This window comes from Streptomyces sp. NPDC088762, from assembly GCF_044750905.1.
Classification (GTDB): Bacteria; Actinomycetota; Actinomycetes; order Streptomycetales; family Streptomycetaceae; genus Streptomyces.
Window position 1 is genome coordinate 355,445 of the sequence record NZ_JBIVKT010000006.1, and the last position, 14,509, is coordinate 369,953.

Consider the following 14,509-nt stretch of genomic DNA (forward strand, 5'->3'; position numbering starts at 1 on the left):
CCGCCGGCACCAGCCGGCGGGCGGGCCCGTGTCCGCCGCCGGCCCCCAGGTATGAAGGGGCAGCCCAGGAGGTTCGGTGTCGCCGAACTGCCGGCGGCCAGTCGTCACCGCAGGACGACACTGACGCCCCTTGACTCGAAGATGTCCAGGAGGCCGTCGAACAGCGATACCTCACCCTGATCGGTCGGCACACGCTCCGCCAACCAGGCGGCCTTGGCCGAGTACTCCCATTGCAGGGTGAACGGCGGTGTGGCGCCCCACCGGCCTTCCACGCAGTCGCTCAGGGCGTTGAGGTTCCAGCCGAAGTATCCGCAGGGCCCGTTGACGGCTTCGCCCAGTGCGCAAAAGAAGCTGTCGAGGTCGAGAATGTGCCGGCCGTCCAAGCTGAATACCTGGCCCGCGGGAGCGTCGGGCTTCCCCCTCCGGTGGTACTCGTCCGAATAGAGCGCTACCGACAGCCATGCGTACGTGTCTTCGGCGGAAAGTCCGTGCCACATACCGGTTCGGTTCAGGCGACCGGTGCGGATCAGGTCCCACACTCGGTCCGCTCCCCGTAGGGCCATGTCGCACCACAGCGTCACCGTGAGGTCGAGGAGGCCGGCTCCGCGGGCGGAGGGCTGGGCATCAACGACTGTCAGTTCGCCTACTACGTAAGACCCCATAGTGGCCCCAACAGAATCGAGGAGGCAGAACCAGGCGGGTCCTGCCACAGCACGGGGGCTGCCGATGTGGTCAAGAGCTGTCAGCAGGCCGCCCTGCGGGGAACAACCCGTGAGGTGCACACGGCGTGCTCCCTCTTCCTCCAACGGTGTGAAGAACCCCTCGGTGTCATGGGCGAAGCCCCAGAAGTCGGTCGCGTCCTCGGTGGAGGCCAGAGCGTACTTCTGTCCCGCGCTGCCCCTATCTGACGTCCGCATCGCACTCATCATGAGAGCGCTGATCGTACCGATTACCCGCTGGCCTTTCCTCTCGACGGGGCTGAACCGCGTCAGTCCTGCCACCCGGCCTGCCCGGCTGCAGGCCCTGGTCACCCCACCTCGCTGCGCGCCGCCCGCAGACTGCCGCCGAAGGAGCGAGCCGCCCACTGACTGATCGAGCGCTGGATCGGCAACGGCCGGCCCCAGTCCGCCTGCACGCCGAAACCTGCCGGGCCCCCGGCGGTCCGCCGGCATGTTCAGCCGGCCGGCAGCACGCTCGCCAGCCGTCCCAGCGCCGCCTTGACCCGGTCCGGCGTCACTCCCTGCGCGCGCTGCTGGAGGAAGACCTCCGGCGCGAGCGGGGCGAGCAGGCTGTCCACCAGGGCCTCCGGGTCCCGGACGCCGGACTCGCGCAGCAGGACGAGGACATGGGCGCGCCAGAAGCCGTACGCCCCGACGGTGAAGCGCTTCTCGCCGGTCTCGGCCCCCAGCACCAGGTGGCCGTGGGTGTCCAGCAGGTCGACCATGGCGGCGTAGAAGGCGGTGAGCCGCTCGCGCGGCGGTGCGCCGGGACCCAGGGGGGGAGCGCCACGCAACACCTCTTCCTGCAGGCGGCGTTCGTGCTCGTCGAGGAGGGCGGCCGCGATGGACGTGACGTCCGGGTAGCGGCGGTAGAGCGTGCCGCGGCCGATGTCGGCTGCCCTGGCGATGTCCTCCATCGTGACGGCCCGCGGATCGCCGGCGGCGAAAAGCTCGGCGGCGGCGGAGAGCACCTTGGCCCGGTTGCGGGCGGCGTCCGCACGTTCCCTCGTCGTCTCCATGACACCTCAGCTTACCGGAATATGTGGACGCCCTGTCCGGTTGGGCTCTTCGTCGCGTATAACTGGACGCTGTGTCCGGTTACCGTTTCCGCCGATACCGAGGGAGATCCGCCATGACCACGCTGCTGCACCTCGACGCCAGCGCCCGCCGCCAGTCCTTCAGCCGAGAGGCCGGCGACGCCGTAGCCGCCGCCTGGCGGGCGTCCCATCCCGGCGGCCTCTACGTCCACCGCGACCTGGCCAGGACCCCCGTCCCGCAGATCGGCGAGGCGTGGACCGAGCTGTGCGACTACGTCCTGGAGCACGAGATCACCGACCCCGCCCGCTACCGGGAAGCCGTGCGTACTCCCGCGCAGGAGGCGGCCTGGGCCGTCGTCGAGCCGCTGCTGTCCGAACTCGTGGCCGCCGACGTGGTGTTGATCGCCACACCGATGTACAACTACTCGGTCCCGGCATCCCTGAAGGCCTGGATCGACCAGGTCACCTTCCCCCGTATGTCCCTGGCCGGACGGCGGTTCGTCGTGGCCTACGCCCGCGGCGGGGCGTACGGCCCGGGCACCCCGCGCCACCCCTACGACCACCAGGAGCGCTACCTGCGCGACTTCTTCGCCGGGCACTTCGCCGTGCCGGAGGAGGCCATGACTTTCCTCGGCACCGAACTGGTCAACTCCCTCACCGATCCCGCCCTCGCCGGCCGGCGCGGGGCGCACGACACGTCCCGTGCAGCCGCGCTGGAGGCCGCCCGCAAGACAGGAGAGTCCCTGTGAGCTGGCTTCTCCTCGTCGCTGCCGGCCTGGTGGAGATCGGCTGGTCGCAGAGCATCAAACCGACGGCCGGGTTCACCCGCCCGCTCCCTACGCTGCTCTGCTTCGCACTCGCCGCCATCGCCGTCTATCTGCTGTCCCTGGCGATGAAGGGCCTGCCGGTCGGCACGGCCTACGCCGTATTCACCGGGATCGGCGCGGTCGGCGCCATCACCCTAGGCGTCGTGGTCCACAAGGACCCGGTGAGCGTCGGCCGCCTCCTCGCCCTCGCCCTGATCGTCGGCGGCGTAGCGCTGTCTCACGCGACCGCCCCGGCCGAGTAGAAGCCCTCGCGCTGGCGCGGACCGCGCAGTAGGAACAGGCCGGCGCGCCCGGACCACTCTGACCGGACCGCTACGGGTGCTGCCTGGGGTGTGCTCGGCCGGGTGTGGTTCCGCCGGGAGCTCGTGCGGCGCGAGGCGGGGCAGGGGTTGGGCGACCGCCAAGCGGATCGGCGGCTACACGGTCCTTCGCCTGCTGGGCAACGGAGGTATGGGTTCCGTCTAAACGCTTCCGCCAAGAGGTGGAGGCTGCCCGCAAGGTCGCAGGCTTTCATACGGCGGCGGTGGTTGACGCCGATCCGGACGCCGCGCAGCCGTGGATGGCCGGCGCCTACATCGAAGGACCGAACCTGCAGGAGGAGGTCGCCCGCCGCGGCCTGCTCTCCGAAGGGGAGTTGTGGCGCCTCGCCGCCGTGCTGGATCGAAAGTGCAGGCGCTGACGGCATCCCAGGAACGGCCTTGCCGGTTGGTCCACCATGTCGCGCCGGGCCCGAGCCACTTCACGATGCGCGTCACAGTGCCGTGGGCGATCTCAGGGTTCATGAGCTTCAAGCCGGGCCGTGCGAGGTTCTATCGGCCGTACCGCACGCAGACAACGGGGCCTGTTCGTCAGCGATGTCAGCAGGTCACCGCGTCATGCGCCTCTCTGGCCACTCGGCTGGCCAATCCGCTGGAGCGGACCCTGGGGCGACCCGCCTGGCCGTGGGTCGCCCGCCGGTGGCACCATCTGTGGGATGCCCCCTTCCCTTCAGGTCGGTCCATACACCGTCATCGCGCTCGCCGACGGCGTGGGCCCCTTCTTCTCCCCCAGGTCGGAGGCGTTCCCCGACGCCACCGCCGAGCAGTGGGCGGCGGCCGACCGGCTCGATCCGGGCGCGCTCGACACCGATGGGCGCTGGCGGCTGCAGTTCCGCGCGTTCGCGATCCGCAGCGACCAGGGTGTGACGCTGGTCGACGCGGGGATCGGCCCGGCCGACAGCCCGGCGGCCTCGTGGGCGCCCGTGCCAGGGGAGCTCCCAGCCTCGTTGGCCGCCGCGGGGATCGAACCGTCCGAAGTGGACACCGTGGTGCTCACGCACCTCCATACCGACCACGTGGGCTGGGCCGTCGTCGGTGGCGAGCAGGCGCGTCCGTTCTTCCCGAACGCCGAATATCTGTTGCAGCAATCCGAACACGACGCGCTCGAGGAGATCAACCCGCAGCTGCGGTCCACCGTGATCGACCCGCTCCAGAAGGCCGGTCGGCTAAGGCTGCTCGACGGCGACACCCTGCTGCGCAGCGGCGAGCGCGTATTCGCCACGCCCGGTCACACACCCGGACACCAGAGCGTGCTCGTCGCGTCCGGGCGCGAACTGGTCGCCGTTACCGGTGACCTGCTCGTGCACGCGATCCAGGTGCTCCACCCCGAACTCGCCTATGCGCACGAAATGGACCCCGAGCAGGCAAGGGCCTCGAGGGAACAGCTGCTGCAGAGCCGGGCCGCCGACACCCTCTACCTCGCGACCCCGCACCTGACCGAGCCGTTCGTCACCCGCTGACCCGCCCGGCGGCCGAGGTGCCGGGCCGGAGCACGCCATACACCTCTCCTCGCGTCGCCAGCGCGTCAAGCGACGGTGCCCCTCACGCACCGGGCGCCGGGCCACCCTCTAGACAACCGCCGGTCAGGCGACCTCCTGACGTTCGGGCGCCTTCCGCGTCTTCACCCCGCCGACGACGAGTGCCAGCCCCACGAGGACGATGCCGAGGTAGGCGGCGGAGGGAAGGTCGACGACCTTGTGCAACCAGCCCCACTCCGTGCCGAAGAAGGTCTGCGAAGCGAAGCTGACGAGCCCCTGGGCTCCTATGACGTAGCCGATGCTTTCGACGGTGTATCCGATGGTTGTTCGCACGGATCGACCCTCTCACGGTGGTTCCGCAAGATCATCGTCCGCAGGATCGAGCACGCAGTAGGCCAAAGGATGCAGTCGCCTGCGCAGAGCACCAGCACCAGCACCAGCACCAGCACCAGCACCCCACCGCGGCAGATACGTGGCCGACACCGGACGGGGCGGTCCCTGTAAGCGACTGCCGGGCAGCGCGTCCGGCCGGCTCACGACGTACCGCCGCGACGTTCCCGCGCGACCGGGATGGCAGCACTTGTGATCCATTCCCCGGACATCCGCGCCCCTGGACGTGCTCAGCGGTCGTCCTTGTCCGGGAGCACGGGTCGTGGCAGTGGCTGACGCCAGTCCCCCAGCGCCGTGAGGAGAAACTGTCGGGTCAGAAGACGTACGTCGTCCCAGGCCGGATCGGCGGGCAGGGCGTTGGCCCAGAGCCCGACGCGGCAGCTGGTGTCGATCTCGCCGAGGCGTCGGCCGATGGCCCGTAGGTCGCGCAGCTCGTCGGGCTCGAAGGCTCCGCGCTCCGTGAGTCCTTCGGACACACGGCAGAGCAGCTCCGCCTCCTCGACGACGTCCTGCGTCTCCAGTTCACGCTCGCCCAGCCAGGCAAGTTGATCCTGGCAATCGGCCGCCAGGAGGGTCATGAAGCGGAGTGTCCAGGTGCGCACGCGCGCGTCGCCGAGGTCGTTCATACGTGCAGGATCGCACCTGGTTCCCGCAACCGCGGGCGAGCCTCAGCGGTTCTTCTTCGGTTGCTCGGCGTTGCGCCAGATCGTGAGGTCGAGCGTGATGTACGTGCTCGGGTCCTTCTCGCCCGACCTGCCGCGGTACGTCGCCACCGCGATGTGGCCCGCGTCGCTGAGCACGCACACCTCCGACCCGTCCGTCAGCTGATCGAGGCCGATCTTCTCGGTGTAACGGGTTTCGGCCCGGCAGGTCTCCAGCGATCCCTTCTGCGAGTTGTTCAGCACCACCAGCCGGCCGTTGTCGGTCCCGACCTTCATGTCGCCGAAGAGGGTGTCGAGGTAGAAGTAGAGGTCTCCGTGGTTGTACAACACGCCGGAGCTGCCGCCGGAGGCCGGGCGCGGCGGATTGTCGGCCAGCATGAGCTGATAGTTGGCCGTCAGGTCGATGCCCTTGTAGGACGCGGGGGCCGGGTCGGTCCGCTGCCCGCTCTTGTCCTGGGAGCCGCCGCTGGGGTTTGCGCTGCTCGCACTTCCGCCGGCGGAGGCCCTGCTGCCCTCGGCCTTGTCCTTGGAGCCGTCCGGCAGCAGGGAACCGATGACCGCGAGGCCGATCACGGCAGCCACGACGGCCCCGGCGATGATCAGCCCCTTCGGCTTGCGCCGCGGCGCGGGGGGCGGGAAGCCGGGGTGGTGGGAGGGCGCCGTGTGGTAGCCCGGCATGTACCCGGGCGGAGGGGTCCGGTAGCCGGGCGGAGGCGTCTGGTATCCGGGCTGGGGTCGGTGACCGGGGGGCGGCGTCTGATGGCCGGGCGGTACCGCGCCCGGAGCGGGGGGACCGGTCGGGGGTGCGTACGCAGGAGCGGCGGGCGCGCTCTGCGTCGGCGCGGCGGCCACGCCGAATCCGGTCGGCGTGTACGGCGTCGCGCCCTGCGTCGGAGGCTGCGGGGAGACCTCGGTCGGGGAAGGCGTCACGGCGGGCTGCGGCGGCGGGGTCTTCGCCGGTTCGGGCAGCCGCAGGCGCTCGGTGATGGAACCGGCGACCGCCTGCGGCAGCCAGTCCTCGCCCTGCCGGAGCGGGACGGGGGAGAGATCGTGGCACATCTGGATGACCTCGGTCAGCGTGGGCCGATCCGCCGGATCACGGCTGAGGCACCGCGTCACCAGGGGCCGCAGCTCCGCCGGCAGTGCACTGAGGTCGGGGTCCTCGTGGACGATGCGGTACAGCACGGCGTGCGAGGACCCCTCCCCGTAGGCGGGCGCGCCGATCGCCGCGAAGGCCACGATCTGTCCGAGGGCGAAGATGTCGGTGCCCGCGGTGACGGTGCCGGCGGAGGCCTGCTCGGGCGCCATGAACGCGGGGGTGCCGACACTGACGCCGTTTCCGGTCAGGGAAGTGGCATCCGCCGCGCGGGCGATACCGAAATCGATCACACGAGGACCGTCGCCGGCCAGGAGTACGTTCGCCGGCTTCAGGTCACGATGGACGATGCCCGCGCCGTGGATCACGTGCAGCGCCTCGGCGACCCCGACGGTCAGCAGCAGCACACTGCGCTGCGGCAACCGCCCGTGCCGGGCCACGGCGTGTGCGAGGGAGGGACCCGGTACGTAGGCCGTGGCCAGCCAGGGCTGGGAGCCCTCGGTGTCGAAGTCGATGACGGGCGCGGTGTAGAGGCCCTGCACCCGCTGAGCCGCCCGCACTTCCTGCTGGAAGCGCCGCCGGAACTCCGGGTCCTCGCTGAACTCGGGCCGGATCACCTTGAGGGCGATGGGCCGCCCGCCCGGCGTGTAGGAGAGGTACACCTTCCCCATGCCGCCCGCGCCCAGCACGGCAGTCAGACGATAACCGCCCACCGTGGCCGGGTCGCCGGGACCGAGCGGCTGGAAAAGGTCTGTTGAAGGTGCACTCATGAAAAATCCGTCCGCTGTCACGACGGCAGTTCAGTCCGCCGATGCCCCGAAGCCAACCGCGAGGGTATCCAACTTCGCGGCTCGCGACACGGCGGGGGCTCACCCGGTTTCCCGGCCGCCCTCGCGGGGCCACGGCCGCCGCCTGGATGTCCATGCGCAACTTCCAGAGCTGGTTGGCCGAGGCTCATCGGCCCTCGCGCAACCACCAGAACGGTCGCGTGCCGTTGCCAGGCGGCGTGCCGAGGTTCCACGGGACGGTGAGGCAGTAACCGTTGCCCGCCTTGAGCCAGTAGTCCTCGGCGGTTCCGCCGTCCAACCGGAAGGCGGCAGTCGTATTTCCGGGTAAGTCGCTTCGGGGCCAGTCGGCCAGCGAAGCTACCCAGTGTCAATGGCACCTGGGCCGGTACGTCACTTGTCAGCGGCTGCTGGCAGCATCGCCGCCATGAACGTCAGCCGTACCACCCCGCCGCGGCCGCTCGCTGTCACCGCGGTCTTCCCTCAACTGGCCCCGCTGGCACGTCCGGCGACGCGATTGCACCCGCGCCCGGGGGCTCCGTCCCCGCATGAGAGTTCGGTCGGCGGGCCGCTGCTGTGGCCGGCCGACGAGCCGTGGCCGTACTGCGCCCAGCGGCACCAGTGGCACGAAGCTCCGGGCGACGAGTGGCACGAGGGTCCGAACGCCATGGTGCCCGTGGCCCAGCTGTACGTGCGCGACGTACCCCTCCTGCGACCACCCGGACAGTCCGATCTGCTCCAGGTACTGTGGTGTCCCTTCGAGCACCCGCCGGAGTACAAGCCTCCGACCGCGCTGTTCTGGCGGTCCGCCGCCGAAGTCACCCAGGTCCTCGCCGCGCCCCCCGAGCCGTCCGCGGTGGAGTACGACGGCTACGTCCCGGAGCCGTGCGTGCTCGCGCCGGAGCAGATCACCGAGTACCCCCACCCCATGGAACTGAGCGAGGAGTTGCGGCAGCAGCTGGGAGATTGGAGCAGGTGGCAAGCGGCCGGCGCCGGCGTGGACAGCTCCTACGCTTCCTACCCGGAGGAGTTCTACGACACCGAGTTGTCTCTCGCTCCGGGCTGGAAGGTCGGTGGCTGGCCCCCGTGGGGCCTGACGGATCCCGCCGCCCGGTTCTGCGCCGTCTGTGACGCCGGGATGGTCCCGCTGCTGACCATCGCCTCGAACGAATGGGACGCCGGCAACGGTGGTTGGGTCCCGTACGAGGACCAAACCCTCGCCGCGCTCGACGACGCCCGCGTGTCGAACCCGCCCAAGGTCCAGGTCTCGAGGGGCAACCATCTGCAGCTCTACGTCTGCCCGGAGTCCCCGGACCATCCGCACACCGACCTGATCCAGTGAGCCACTGCTGAAGCGATATCTGCGGTGTGCTGTGACTGTCACCTACAGACCCTAGGTCGCGGTGGGGATGTAGCGCGCTGCTGCGAGCTCGGCCATCGTCCGGAGTTTCGCGAAGTAGGAGGCGCAATACTCCGAGTTGATCAGGGGAACGACCTTGTCGAGGTCAGCCATGCACGCCCAGAGGAGGGCGATGGGCCTGACCGGGCCGAGGGCGGCACTTGTCACGGCGCCCTGTGTGAGTTTGTTGCGCAGTCGTCGGCTGCGGTGGAGCTCGGCGGCGAGTTCGGCCGGGAGGAGTCATGCGTCGGCGGCCCGCTCGATCAGGTCCTGAAGCGGTTCGTTGGTGACCAGACGCTCGGCAAGGACGTGCTCCAGGGCCAACAGGGAGCGCGTGACGGCAACGGTGGCGAACTCGTACCGGTCGTAGGAGTGCCGGATGAGCTCGCGGGACGTTTCCATCGCGCTCATGACGTACATCGACGCGTCACCGGGGAGGACCAGGCCGGCCACCACAGCGTCCATGCCCGCATGGTCGAGAGCGACGTCGCGGGTACGCGGGTCCGGGACGGGCAGAGAAGCGAGCGGGCCGGGCAACGGCGGCATGGGATTCACCGGTGCAGTCTTGTCACCCTGCAGGCCCCTCGGGGCCAATGGATTTGCCCGGCGGTTGGCGGCCTGGTGCCGCACGTCACAGCGGGACCGGCCCGACGTTGCTCTATTCTGAACGCGTTCAGTCTGCTGCGGGGTGGGGATTTCGATGAACGCTTCGGCGAGACGGTGGTCGGCACTGATCGCCGCGTTGGCATGGGCCGTCACTGCTTGCACTGCGGGTGGCGAGGCAGCCCGCGTTGATCAGTCAGCGCTTGCGGGAGAGTGGAGCAATGCGGGCGGTGAACGTCTTCTCCTGAGCGCCGACCGCAGTATGGCGTGGGAAGGCCTGAACACCGCGATGCTGGGCGGAACATCGTGCCCTCGCGCGGCTGCCGGGCACTGGAACTTCTTCAGCCCCCCGAACAACCACGGCTTCTCCTTCGCCGACGACGCACTCACCAGGGGCGACACTGTCGCGCTGCGCATCGACGACGCGGCAGGCACGTGCCTCTTGTCAGCCGAGGTCCGGCGGGATGGGCAGGGACTCAACCTTTGCCTGGTGGTAGATCATGATTCGAGCTGTTCTTTTGCCAAAGAACTTCTCCGCCGTGAGCCGTCGACTCCGTAGTGGGCCGGAGTCGAGTCGACATCGACGCAGACGTTACTGGTCGGCTATGAGGAGCCGGTAGGCCCGTGTGGCGTCGAGCGCGGCGCGGCCGGGGGCAGGTACTCCTCCAGCAGCCAGAACGTGCGGCTGACGGCGTGCTCGAAGGTGAGGATGACGATCCGCTGCCGGGCGATGCGGCGCAGTTCCCCCCCGACACCGGCTTCCAGGTCGCTCCAGTGGTGCACAGTCAGGAGTGCCATCACCGCGTCCGCCGAATCGTCGGGGAGGGGGATCGACTCCGCGGACGCTTCCAGCGCCGGTGCGGATCCGGACGGGCGCTGGGCGATCACCACCGGGCTGGATTCGACTGCCGGCACCGTGTGGGGTGGTTCATACGAGCCGGTGCCGGCTCCCACGTTGAGCACGGTGGCGGCATCGCCCAGGGCCTGGTGGATCCTGGCGCCGCTGCGGGGGTCGGACCGCCGCGTGTGGGCATACCTCGCGCCGATGCTGTCGTAGGTCGCCACATCGCGCGGTATGGCGTCGCACGGTCGAACTCCTGATGAGTGTGATGGCACCGGGCTGTCCTCCTCGTCATGGTCGGCGCCGCTCGCGCACGAGGTGAGGCCGCCGTGTTGTTCACCGAGCCCAAAGTGCTCGCGGTGTCCTCCCAGCACCCCTTCGCCAGCCGTTCCTCGCTGTCCATTGAGGAGCTGGCCGACGTCCCGGTGCTGCAGAATCCCGCCACCATGCTGGAAGGCCAGAACGACTTCCACTCCCCCGAACGAACCCCGAACGGGCGGGCCCATCCGACATGTCCGGGGCGCCGAAACCTTCCTGGGGATACTCGCCCTCGTAGGAGCGGGCAAGGGGGTGTACCCGGAGGGCGGCCGCGCGGTGCGTTTCTACGTCCGCCCCGATGTCGCCTACGTTCCCTTCCACGACGCCCCACCGATCGAATGGGGCCTGGTCCGGCGGACCACTTGCGACACCGCCGCCATGCGCGCCCTTCAGCCACACCGCGCATGAAATCGCCACAGCCCGGCGGCGCATAGCGGCTGATCGCCGCATCGACCCCCTCCCCCGGCCTGCGAAGCGTCCGTCGGGGCGGGCACTCCGATCCTGAACAGGCGTATCCGCCCTGTCCCGAAGCCGCTGTGTTCGGGCACGGGGGAGAAGGCAGACGCAACAATCGGCGACAAGGCATCCCCGAGCGCACCCAGGTCCGCGGCTGTCCTGTACAGAGCGTCAAAAATCCATCCCTCCGATTTGCACGAAGGTGCCCAGGCCATGCCGGGGGGCGGCCACTAGGCTTTTTCGTGACCAGGGCGATGGCCGCCTGGGGCACTGCAGCGCCATTTGTTTGCCGTTTCCCCAGGTCAGGTCGGCTGACTCCCCCGAATGCCGCCCGGCGCTACGCATGCCACTCCGTTAGAGAACCTGTGGCAGCACGGAGCCAAAGGAAGCGCGACCCGAGCCCTCAAGCCGAGAGAGGAACGTGCCCGGTGCCCTCCCTCGACTCGTACGACGAACGACAGGTCCAACCACCCACAACTCGAACTGCGGTGTGGGGGCCTGCATGTGACCGTTCAGCGCATACCGGGATGGCTCGTGGGAGTCATCACGACCGTCAGCGGAGCCGCTGCAACGTGGTTGACCACTCGCTCCCAGGGAGACGGCGCTGGCGGGCGGTCAGCGGCACCGTCAGCGCCCGTGGCCGGCAGGCCGGCCTCCTCCGTCGCCTACCGCCTCGCCCCCAATAGGTGCCCGGCGCCGTCAGCCGCCGCCCGGGCCTTCGAAGCGGTTCCTGGAGCGGTACCGCCGCCGGAACTGCTCAGCGACCCGCCGCAGGTTCTCCGCTACCGGGCTCTCCTCGTCCGCCGTCCCGCGCGGCTCCCGGCCACGCCTGTCCCGCTGGTAGCGCTGCCCTCCGGAGACGGCCCTCTCCCGCCACTGCTCCACCGACCACCACAGCCGCGTGTACGGCACGGCGCCCTGCACGGAGACCCCCAGGGTCCGCCACTGTTCGGGCGTGTAGCTCTTGACCCGCGCGCTCTTCTCCAGCTCACGCAGCAGGCTGAGCACCGCCTCCACGGAGGCCGACGGCGCGGCGCCGACACGTGTCCGCTCGTCGACCCGCGCAGCGACCTCCTCCGCGGTCGAAGGCCGCCCCAGCGACCCGACGGCCTCCATCACCTCCTTCTCGTCCGGTACGTACATCCGCCCCTCCTCCCCACTCGCCCCGACCGCCACGGTCCGGTTGCCGGCACGAGCGACTCCGCCGATGTCCTCCCCGTCGTACTGCGAAACCGCCCTTGCTGACACGGGCATGACCATAATGGTGAGACCGGGACGGCATGGGGGGCCGGCATGGATGCACCCGATCTGGCGGCGATGGCTGCGCAAGCCCTGTCCGCCGCGGCGTCAGGCGCCGCGGGTACGGCGGCGTCGGATCTCGCACGAGGGCGGCTCAGCCGTTCCGATCGCGGGCAGGCGGCCTTGGATGAGCTGGACAACGCCCCAGGTGATCCCGAGAGCACCAGAGGTGTCCAGGCCGCTCTCACCGAAGAGATCAGCAACGATGCCGAGTTCGCTGGGCGGCTCGCGGTCCTCCTGCATGCATCCTCACAGCAACACACCGGCAGCGTAGTCCTGACCGGAAGTAAAGTGACGCACAGTCAGATCGCACTCGGCCCGCTGACCATCAACAACACTCCTGCCGGACGGCTGTCCCTCGGTGTGGGCATCGTCCTGGGGTTGTTGCTGATCGCGCTTGCCGCCTACGGGGGTGTGCGGCTGTTCGACAGCACGGATGACTCACCCCGCAATGCTCCGTCGGTCCCCGGCGCCACACGCTCTGCCGACCGATCCGCCGCTCTCCCACCCACGACCGACACCGTCCGCCAGATCCTGCCGGACCGCAGCAGTATGGACGCCCAGGAGTACCCCTGGGCCGGGGCCCCAGAGATCAGGACGTCAGCGGCCGGCCTCCCCCTCTGCCGGGCAGCACCCGAATGCGAGAGGAATGCCACCGCGGTCGGCGCGGTGGAGTTCGGCCGGGGTGAGGACGAGGGGGAGAACCTCGCGGAGTTCCTGGTCCTGGCTTTCCCGGACGCTGCATCCGCCCACCGGGCGTACGTCGACATCGTGCAGGACTATGAAGAGGCCGACCGCGGGCACAACAACTTCCGCAAGCTGGCGCTGGAGGGAAGAGGCGAGGAGAGTCAGGGCTTCGATCCGGACAGCACGGATGCGAAGACCGACCAGACACCGTTGTCCGTCAACCGAGCCCTGCTTTTCCGTCAAGGCGCTTTCATCGGTATGGCGCATCAGATGGACGATCCGACCGAGCAGCGGAGCACCCGTATCCTCAGTCTGTCCGCCCTACTTGCCGACCGCATCGCGAAGGCCGACGCCGGAAACACCCCGTAGCGGACGCCTCTGACAGCAGGGACGAGGGCGGATCGCTCGGCCTGTGCGCGCGTCCACGGCCGTCCAGGCCAAACCGCTCTCGGGCCCGCACAGCGGGCACGCGATGAGGGTCGCGTGCCTCGTCTGCGCGGTCGCTGTCTTCCTGGTCAGGAGATCTCGTCGAGCTCGGCCCGGATCAGCGTCACGAGGTGGTGGGGGTGCGCCGTGCTGCCGGTCACCCCCAGTTCGTACCCTTTCATGGAGACCGTGCTGCCGTCCTCCAGCACCTCGCAGTCCTGCTCGCTCACGAGATCCCAGCTGGAATCGCCCCGGTGGAAGGTCCACACCCGGCCCCGGTGCTCGAACCTGACCTCGCAACCGCACCCGAACCCGCTGTCGTCCTCGCTGTATTCGCCGGGGCCGTGGCGCTCGGTCAGCTTGGCGGCGGGACCGAGAAGGGCGGAGACGGCGGCGAGGGTCTCGTGTGCGTCGCCGGGAAGCCGGGTGAGGTCCGGGCACGCGTTGAGGGCGCTCACGACGCCGGGGGCGAAGTCGTGGGTGGAGGTGACCGCTGCGGCGGCGTGCGTCAGGTGGTCGGCCGCTTCGGTGGTGAACGCGATCTCGCGGCGGGCTTCGGCGTGCTGGATCAGACGGCGGAGCGACTCGAAGGTGTCCGCCGTCGCGTTCAGCTGGGCGAACAAGGCGGAGGCGACGACGGCGGCTTGCTACGGGGTGTAGAGGGCCCAGTCGGATTCCAGGGCGTCACGGAGGCCCTCGGCTGCTTCCGCGCCGGCAATCGCGAGGGCGATCGTGACCACGGGTTCCGCGCCGTGGTATTGGGTGAAGGCGCGGATGCCGTCGCAGGCGTCACCGACGGCGCCGCGGGTGTCGGGCTCCTCGTACTCCTTCCAGAGCATGTGCCACGACTCGGTGCCCCTCATGGAATTGTCTCCTCGTGATGGTGGCGGCGTCGGGTCCCGCCGCCACGGCCTACGGCACACTCGGGACCTGCGTGCGCCGGTCCGGGCCGTGTTCAGTCACTCGGTCTCAACGAGCGGATCTCGATCGTCGGAACGGGTTCGAGGCACTCCACTCCAGCCGCAGAGGGTGTGATCGCCGCTCGGGATCGCCGAGCGCGCCCGGCCCGCCCCCCCCCCCCCCCCCCCCCCGGGGGGGGGGGGGGGGGGGCGGCTTGGGGCACTGGGGGGGGGGGCGGCGCGCGGGGGGGGGCGGCGGGGGGGGGAGGG

General features: G+C 69.9%; 17 protein-coding genes. 6 read left to right on the plus strand and 11 right to left on the minus strand.

Annotation, left to right across the window (positions count from 1 at the left end; genetic code table 11):
* Window positions 1–104: 104 nt before the first annotated feature.
* Together ACIP5M_RS17910 and ACIP5M_RS17915 are read right to left on the minus strand one after the other, a co-directional pair.
* On the minus strand, window positions 105–539 hold the full coding sequence (locus tag ACIP5M_RS17910; RefSeq protein ID WP_401197956.1) for a barstar family protein: 435 nt from the start codon (window positions 537–539) through the stop codon (window positions 105–107).
* Window positions 540–1,174: 635 nt separating this feature from the next.
* On the minus strand, window positions 1,175–1,738 hold the full coding sequence (locus ACIP5M_RS17915) for a TetR/AcrR family transcriptional regulator (RefSeq protein ID WP_401197958.1): 564 nt from the start codon (window positions 1,736–1,738) through the stop codon (window positions 1,175–1,177).
* 113 nt (window positions 1,739–1,851) lie between these two features.
* On the opposite strand from ACIP5M_RS17915, the gene ACIP5M_RS17920 reads away from it, so the two are divergent.
* The 4 genes from ACIP5M_RS17920 (at window position 1,852) to ACIP5M_RS17935 (ending at window position 4,360) form a co-directional block, all read left to right on the plus strand.
* Complete coding sequence (locus tag ACIP5M_RS17920) at window positions 1,852–2,505, plus strand: FMN-dependent NADH-azoreductase (protein WP_401197959.1); 654 nt, start codon at window positions 1,852–1,854, stop codon at window positions 2,503–2,505.
* Window positions 2,502–2,825, plus strand: coding sequence for a DMT family transporter (locus tag ACIP5M_RS17925; protein WP_401197961.1), 324 nt, complete (start codon window positions 2,502–2,504; stop codon window positions 2,823–2,825). The genes ACIP5M_RS17920 and ACIP5M_RS17925 overlap by 4 nt, the downstream gene beginning before the upstream one ends.
* A 239-nt stretch (window positions 2,826–3,064) precedes the next feature.
* Window positions 3,065–3,262, plus strand: coding sequence for a hypothetical protein (locus ACIP5M_RS17930; protein WP_401197963.1), 198 nt, complete (start codon window positions 3,065–3,067; stop codon window positions 3,260–3,262).
* Between the two features lie 294 nt (window positions 3,263–3,556).
* Window positions 3,557–4,360 (plus strand): MBL fold metallo-hydrolase, encoded by an 804-nt coding sequence (locus ACIP5M_RS17935; RefSeq protein ID WP_401197965.1) that lies wholly within the window; start codon window positions 3,557–3,559, stop codon window positions 4,358–4,360.
* A gap of 123 nt (window positions 4,361–4,483) precedes the next feature.
* Here the strand turns inward: ACIP5M_RS17935 and ACIP5M_RS17940 are convergent, their stop codons facing one another.
* The 4 genes from ACIP5M_RS17940 to ACIP5M_RS17955 form a co-directional block, all read right to left on the minus strand.
* Window positions 4,484–4,711, minus strand: a complete 228-nt coding sequence (locus tag ACIP5M_RS17940; RefSeq protein WP_401197967.1) for a hypothetical protein — start codon at window positions 4,709–4,711, stop codon at window positions 4,484–4,486.
* A 287-nt stretch (window positions 4,712–4,998) separates the two neighbouring features.
* Entirely contained in the window at window positions 4,999–5,394 is a 396-nt protein-coding gene (locus ACIP5M_RS17945; protein ID WP_401197969.1) for a hypothetical protein, read from the minus strand.
* Window positions 5,395–5,436: 42 nt separating this feature from the next.
* Window positions 5,437–7,296 carry a serine/threonine-protein kinase gene (locus ACIP5M_RS17950; protein WP_401197972.1) on the minus strand — a complete coding sequence of 620 codons (1,860 nt, stop codon included), beginning with the start codon at window positions 7,294–7,296 and terminating at the stop codon, window positions 5,437–5,439.
* A 184-nt stretch (window positions 7,297–7,480) separates the two neighbouring features.
* On the minus strand, window positions 7,481–7,612 hold the full coding sequence (locus ACIP5M_RS17955; RefSeq protein ID WP_401197975.1) for a hypothetical protein: 132 nt from the start codon (window positions 7,610–7,612) through the stop codon (window positions 7,481–7,483).
* Window positions 7,613–7,738: 126 nt separating this feature from the next.
* Between ACIP5M_RS17955 and ACIP5M_RS17960 the strand changes: the two genes are divergently transcribed.
* A complete protein-coding gene (locus ACIP5M_RS17960) occupies window positions 7,739–8,653 on the plus strand; it encodes a hypothetical protein (RefSeq protein WP_401197978.1) in 915 nt (304 codons plus the stop codon).
* Between the two features lie 297 nt (window positions 8,654–8,950).
* On the opposite strand, the gene ACIP5M_RS17965 is transcribed toward ACIP5M_RS17960, so the two are convergent.
* From ACIP5M_RS17965 to ACIP5M_RS17975, 3 genes are all read right to left on the minus strand, one after another.
* The gene (locus ACIP5M_RS17965; RefSeq protein WP_401197980.1) at window positions 8,951–9,175 is read right to left on the minus strand and encodes a hypothetical protein; all 225 of its coding nucleotides are present in this window, start codon (window positions 9,173–9,175) and stop codon (window positions 8,951–8,953) included.
* A gap of 741 nt (window positions 9,176–9,916) precedes the next feature.
* Entirely contained in the window at window positions 9,917–10,627 is a 711-nt protein-coding gene (locus tag ACIP5M_RS17970; RefSeq protein ID WP_401197982.1) for a class I SAM-dependent methyltransferase, read from the minus strand.
* Between the two features lie 1,000 nt (window positions 10,628–11,627).
* Window positions 11,628–12,182, minus strand: coding sequence for a hypothetical protein (locus ACIP5M_RS17975; protein WP_401197985.1), 555 nt, complete (start codon window positions 12,180–12,182; stop codon window positions 11,628–11,630).
* Between the two features lie 39 nt (window positions 12,183–12,221).
* On the opposite strand from ACIP5M_RS17975, the gene ACIP5M_RS17980 reads away from it, so the two are divergent.
* Window positions 12,222–13,283, plus strand: coding sequence for a hypothetical protein (locus tag ACIP5M_RS17980; RefSeq protein ID WP_401197987.1), 1,062 nt, complete (start codon window positions 12,222–12,224; stop codon window positions 13,281–13,283).
* A gap of 146 nt (window positions 13,284–13,429) precedes the next feature.
* Here the strand turns inward: ACIP5M_RS17980 and ACIP5M_RS17985 are convergent, their stop codons facing one another.
* Both ACIP5M_RS17985 and ACIP5M_RS17990 read right to left on the minus strand, forming a co-directional pair.
* Window positions 13,430–13,963, minus strand: a complete 534-nt coding sequence (locus ACIP5M_RS17985) for a hypothetical protein (protein WP_401197989.1) — start codon at window positions 13,961–13,963, stop codon at window positions 13,430–13,432.
* A 24-nt stretch (window positions 13,964–13,987) separates the two neighbouring features.
* Complete coding sequence (locus tag ACIP5M_RS17990) at window positions 13,988–14,203, minus strand: hypothetical protein (protein ID WP_401197991.1); 216 nt, start codon at window positions 14,201–14,203, stop codon at window positions 13,988–13,990.
* Window positions 14,204–14,509: the final 306 nt, after the last annotated feature.

Excerpts from the sequence above, each read along its gene's own strand:
- ACIP5M_RS17965 (WP_401197980.1), bottom strand. The coding sequence starts at position 9,175 with ATGGACGCTGTGGTGGCCGGCCTGGTCCTCCCCGGTGACGCGTCGATG.
- ACIP5M_RS17945 (WP_401197969.1), bottom strand. The coding sequence starts at position 5,394 with ATGAACGACCTCGGCGACGCGCGCGTGCGCACCTGGACACTCCGCTTC.
- ACIP5M_RS17950 (WP_401197972.1), bottom strand. The coding sequence starts at position 7,296 with ATGAGTGCACCTTCAACAGACCTTTTCCAGCCGCTCGGTCCCGGCGAC.
- ACIP5M_RS17975 (WP_401197985.1), bottom strand. The coding sequence starts at position 12,182 with ATGCCCGTGTCAGCAAGGGCGGTTTCGCAGTACGACGGGGAGGACATC.
- ACIP5M_RS17960 (WP_401197978.1), top strand. The coding sequence starts at position 7,739 with ATGAACGTCAGCCGTACCACCCCGCCGCGGCCGCTCGCTGTCACCGCG.
- ACIP5M_RS17980 (WP_401197987.1), top strand. The coding sequence starts at position 12,222 with ATGGATGCACCCGATCTGGCGGCGATGGCTGCGCAAGCCCTGTCCGCC.
- ACIP5M_RS17915 (WP_401197958.1), bottom strand. The coding sequence starts at position 1,738 with ATGGAGACGACGAGGGAACGTGCGGACGCCGCCCGCAACCGGGCCAAG.
- ACIP5M_RS17990 (WP_401197991.1), bottom strand. The coding sequence starts at position 14,203 with ATGAGGGGCACCGAGTCGTGGCACATGCTCTGGAAGGAGTACGAGGAG.
- ACIP5M_RS17920 (WP_401197959.1), top strand. The coding sequence starts at position 1,852 with ATGACCACGCTGCTGCACCTCGACGCCAGCGCCCGCCGCCAGTCCTTC.
- ACIP5M_RS17935 (WP_401197965.1), top strand. The coding sequence starts at position 3,557 with ATGCCCCCTTCCCTTCAGGTCGGTCCATACACCGTCATCGCGCTCGCC.